The organism is Saccharomonospora iraqiensis subsp. iraqiensis (genome assembly GCF_000430445.1).
Classification (GTDB): domain Bacteria; phylum Actinomycetota; class Actinomycetes; order Mycobacteriales; family Pseudonocardiaceae; genus Saccharomonospora; species Saccharomonospora iraqiensis.
On sequence record NZ_KE387041.1, the window covers coordinates 1,467 to 5,614 of the forward strand.

A 4,148-nucleotide genomic window follows, 5' to 3' on the forward strand; every position below is an offset into this window, starting at 1 on the left:
GCACCGGCGTGGGCCCCCGGGTGCCGCCGCTGTTGCCCGGCCCCGGGCAGTAACGCCGCCAGCGTCTTCCCGGCCACCTCCGGGCCGAACCGGGCGTCGACGGCCCGCTTGCCCGCCTCCGACAGCCGCCGCCACACCCCGTCGTCGTCGAGCAGGGTGGCGATGTGGTCGGCGAGGAGCCCGGCCGTGTCCCCGACCAGCACGTCCGCACCGTCGACGAGACCCATCCCCTCCACCGCGACGGTCGTGGCCGCCACGGGGACGCCGTGCGCCATCGCCTCACCGACCTTGCCCTTGACCCCGGCACCGAACCGCAGCGGAGCGACCACCACCCGCGCCCCGTCGTACATCGTGGCGAGGTCGTCCACCCACCCGTGCACCACCACGGACCCGTCGTCGGCGTCCGTGCTCTCCAGGTCGAGCACCTCGCGGGGCGGGTTGCTACCCACGATGTGCACGACGGCGTCCGGGTGCCGCTCACGCACCTCGGGCAGGACCTCCTCGACGAGCCAGCGCGCGGCGTCCCGGTTGGGCCGGTGGTCGAACCCGCCGACGAACAGCACCCCGGACCGTCCCCGCGGCGACGCGGGCGCCGGGTCGACGTCGTGCACATTGGACAGAACCTCGACCCGCGCCTCCGGTGTCTCCACGGCGAGCAGGTCGCGTTCGGTGTCGGACACCGTGAACGTGACGTCACAGGCCCGCGCCAACCCGAGTTCGAGCTGCCGCAGCGCCTCCGCGCGCCGTCGCAGCGACCCGGCCTCCACGGTGTCGCCGAGCGAGCGCGCCAGCTCCGCGTGCCGCCCCAGGCGCACGTGGTGCAGGTCGACCGTGTCGTAGGCGATCGTGCAGTCGGGGGCGTGCTCGCGCAGCGGCTCCAGCCACTGCCACGCGACCTGTGGCCGGGACAGCACCGCGAGCCGGATCTCCGGACCGACGTCGCGCACGAACTCCTCCTGCTGCCGCCGGTCACCGACGATGGTCACCCCCGCCCGGTACAGCGGCCCGGCGTAGCGCAGGTCGGCGAGGTCGTCGTCGCCGGGGAAGAACACCACCCGCTGCTCCAGACCGACGAGCAGTTCGAGGATCCGCATCATCCGGACCGAGCCGGAGTCCTCGTCGGTGCGCGGCAACCGGTGGTCGGCCACGACGACGAATCCCCCGTCGTGCCCCTGCGCGGTCCGGCTGCGCGCGGCCCAGAGGTTGCGTCTGCTCACCCTGGCACGGTGGCTCACCAGGGCGTGCGCCCACTTCTCCGCGAAGACGGTACGGTTGAGTCGCTGGTAGCGCTTCACCCCGCGCGCGGTGTCGGTCCCGTTCGACACGCCCTCGTCGTGGGTGACCACCGAGGCCGGTTGCACCACGGTGCGGTACCCGGCCGCGCGCACCGCGAAGGCCAGGTCGGTGTCCTCGTAGTAGGCGGGCGCGTAGCGCGGGTCGAAGCCACCGACCGCCCGGAACACGTCCCCGCGCACCAGCAGGGCCGCACCGGAGCAGTAGTCGACGTCCCGCAGTGTCGCGAAGCGCGGTTCGTCCGCGGGGCTGCCCCGGCCGTAGTTCGACCCGGACCCGTCCGCCCAGACGATGCCCCCGCACTCCTGGAGTGTCCCGTTCGGATAGACGAGCTTGGACCCGACGAGGCCGATGCCGGGGTTGTCCCGCAGCACCGCGGCCGACTCGTCGAGCCACCCGTCGTGGACCTCGGTGTCGTTGTTCAGGAACATCAGCAGCTCGCCGCGTGCGTGTTCGGCGCCGAGGTTGCACGCACCGATGAACCCGCTGTTGCGCCCGGTGCGCACCAACCGCACGCCCTCACAGGAGGCGATCCGTTCCGGTGTGTCGTCCGGGGAGGCGTCGTCCACCACGATCACCTCGAACGGCGTGACCGGGAGACGCCGCGCGATCGAGGCGAGGCAGCGCCGGGTCCAGGGCCATTTCCCGTACACCGGGATGATCACGCTGACCACCGGTTCGGCGCTGGTGGACACCGTCACCGGACCGGTCTCCAGCCGTGGGGCGGGCGCGACACCCTTCGGCCTGCCCAACGCGCTCTCGTAGAGGTCCCGGCGGGTGGTGCCCCGGGGGGCCACCCGCTCGATCATCCCGCGGTACCGGCCGATCAGCTTCTGCGCGAGGGCGGACTGGTGGGCCCGCAGCGTGGCGTTCTCCTCCTCCAGGGCGTCGACCCGGGAGCGCAGCGTCCCGTTGTTCTCCCGGAGCCAGTCCCGTTCCGTGGCGTAACGCTGGAGCCGCAGCCGCAGCGCGTCCCCGTCCGCGGGCACCGGATCGTCCACGGGCCCCGGGTCGCGGAAGGGTGCGGCATGCGTGGCGTCCGTCCGCTCCCCGGTGGACACGGTGCCCTCCGTCGACCCGGCGCCCTCCGTCGACCCGGTGCCCTCCGCCGATTCGACCGACCGTTCGCCCGTCCCGGAAGCCCCCGTAGTCATGCGGGCACAGTAGCGCCCACCGTCGGCGGCGCGGTGTCAGGTTCCCGCTTCCCGCAGGGTGAGTCCGGTCAACACGTACGACAGGCTCCGACGGTCGTCACCGGCCCCGATGTCCGCGGGAACGGCCCACCAGTCGGCGGAGAGGGTCAACTCGACCGACCGGTGCGCGGGCAGGGTCACGGCCGTCCGGGCCCCGGTCCTCCCGTGCCCGACGGCGATCGTGCCCGCCGGGTCCCCGTCCACCGTCAGCGTCAGCGTGCCCGGCCCCGGCATCCACCCGGGCACGTAGACCTCGACGTCGACGCCCTCCACGGCCGCGGTGGTCCGGACCGGGAGGGTGGCCGTCCGGCCGACCCAGCGGTCGTGCTCCACGCCGTGCAGCCGCCCGACAGCGAGAGCGGACCCGCCGACGAGCCGCTGCGGGTCCGCCGCGTCGGGGTGGAAGGACACCCGCCCCCCGGTGTCCACGACCCCGGTGCGGCGCACCGACCGCTCCGGCGTCCGGCCGCGGTAGGCGCGGAGCTCGTGCGGCCGGGGGTGGAACAGCGCGGTCATCCGGGTCGGGGTGACGACGCCGAGATCGATCAGGGTGTCGTCGAGGGTGCCGAGGTCGTCGAGCAACGCCCGGTGCGCGGCCTCGGCCGGGTCGAAGTTGTGCCCGTACACCCGGTCGATGAACGGGTCGATCACGTTGCCGAGCGTCAGGAACAGACCGGGGTGCAGGAACTCCCGCAGCACGGGCAGCACGTCCTGGGCGCGGATGCCCTCGAAGCCGTCGGCGGCGCAGTCGAGGTCGACGAAGTGCTCGTCCACCGCGCCGGTGACGGCGTTGCGCCGCAGTTCCGGCGGCAGGGTCGCCCACACCCGCTCGATCACCTCCAGCGCCTCCGGCCACCGGCGGTGCCCGTTGCGACCGATCATGTCGTGGACCACGAGGACCCCGTCGGCGCGCAGGCCGTTCCGCAGCTGCGCGCCGAGGTGTTCGAGATCGAGCACGTGGTGCAGCACCTGGTAGGCCACGATCACGTCGTGGTCGGTCTCCGCCTCCCAGGTGTTGAGGTCGGCGTCGAGGTGTTCCACCCGCGCGTCCAGACCGCGCTCGTGCGCGGCCTCGGCGGCGCGCCGCCGCATCTCCGGGTTGACCTCCAGCAGCCGCAGGCGCACGTTGTCGACCCCGGAGGCCACCAGCTCCCCGAGCCACCGCAGCTCCTGGTCCCCGTTGCCGCTGCCGAGCGAGAGCACCACGGCGTCCCGGCCCGCGGCACGGGCCTCGGCGGCACGGGCGCGGAGGGTGTCGGTCACCAGGGAGTCGAGGTCGGCCACGCCCAGCTCGCGCAGTTTCGGCAGCAGATGGCGCCGCGACCAGTGGTGCGCCGAGTCCGGCAGTCCGCCGTGCACGTCGACCTGCCCGGCGAAGGTGTCCCGCTCGACGGCCAGCCGCCGTTCGTAGTCCGACCCGTGTGCCCGCACGCTGTCCCTCCGCCGCTTCTCCCGGCCGCCCGTCGCCGGTCCCCCGGTCCCCGGTTCCGGTCGACGCGGACACCGCCGACTCCGGTGATCCGGCCTGTCTCCCCGGGTTCCGGCGCTACCATACTGGCCGTGCTCCCCGGTACCCCGGCGAACCCGGCCTCCCCGCCACCGGAGCGGCATGCGCCCCCGCCCGCGCGGCCGCGGTTGCCGCCGACCCCCGAGTCGTGGCTG

2 protein-coding genes are annotated in these 4,148 nt (G+C 74.0%); both read right to left on the reverse strand.

From position 1 onward, the window contains the following. A partial coding sequence (locus ACTIR_RS21320) for a glycosyltransferase (RefSeq protein ID WP_084789287.1) occupies positions 1–2,447 on the reverse strand: 2,447 nt, incomplete at its 3' end. 36 nt (positions 2,448–2,483) lie between these two features. Beyond that, a complete protein-coding gene (locus tag ACTIR_RS0102860; RefSeq protein ID WP_026453155.1) occupies positions 2,484–3,917 on the reverse strand; it encodes a class I SAM-dependent methyltransferase in 1,434 nt (477 codons plus the stop codon). Positions 3,918–4,148: the final 231 nt, after the last annotated feature.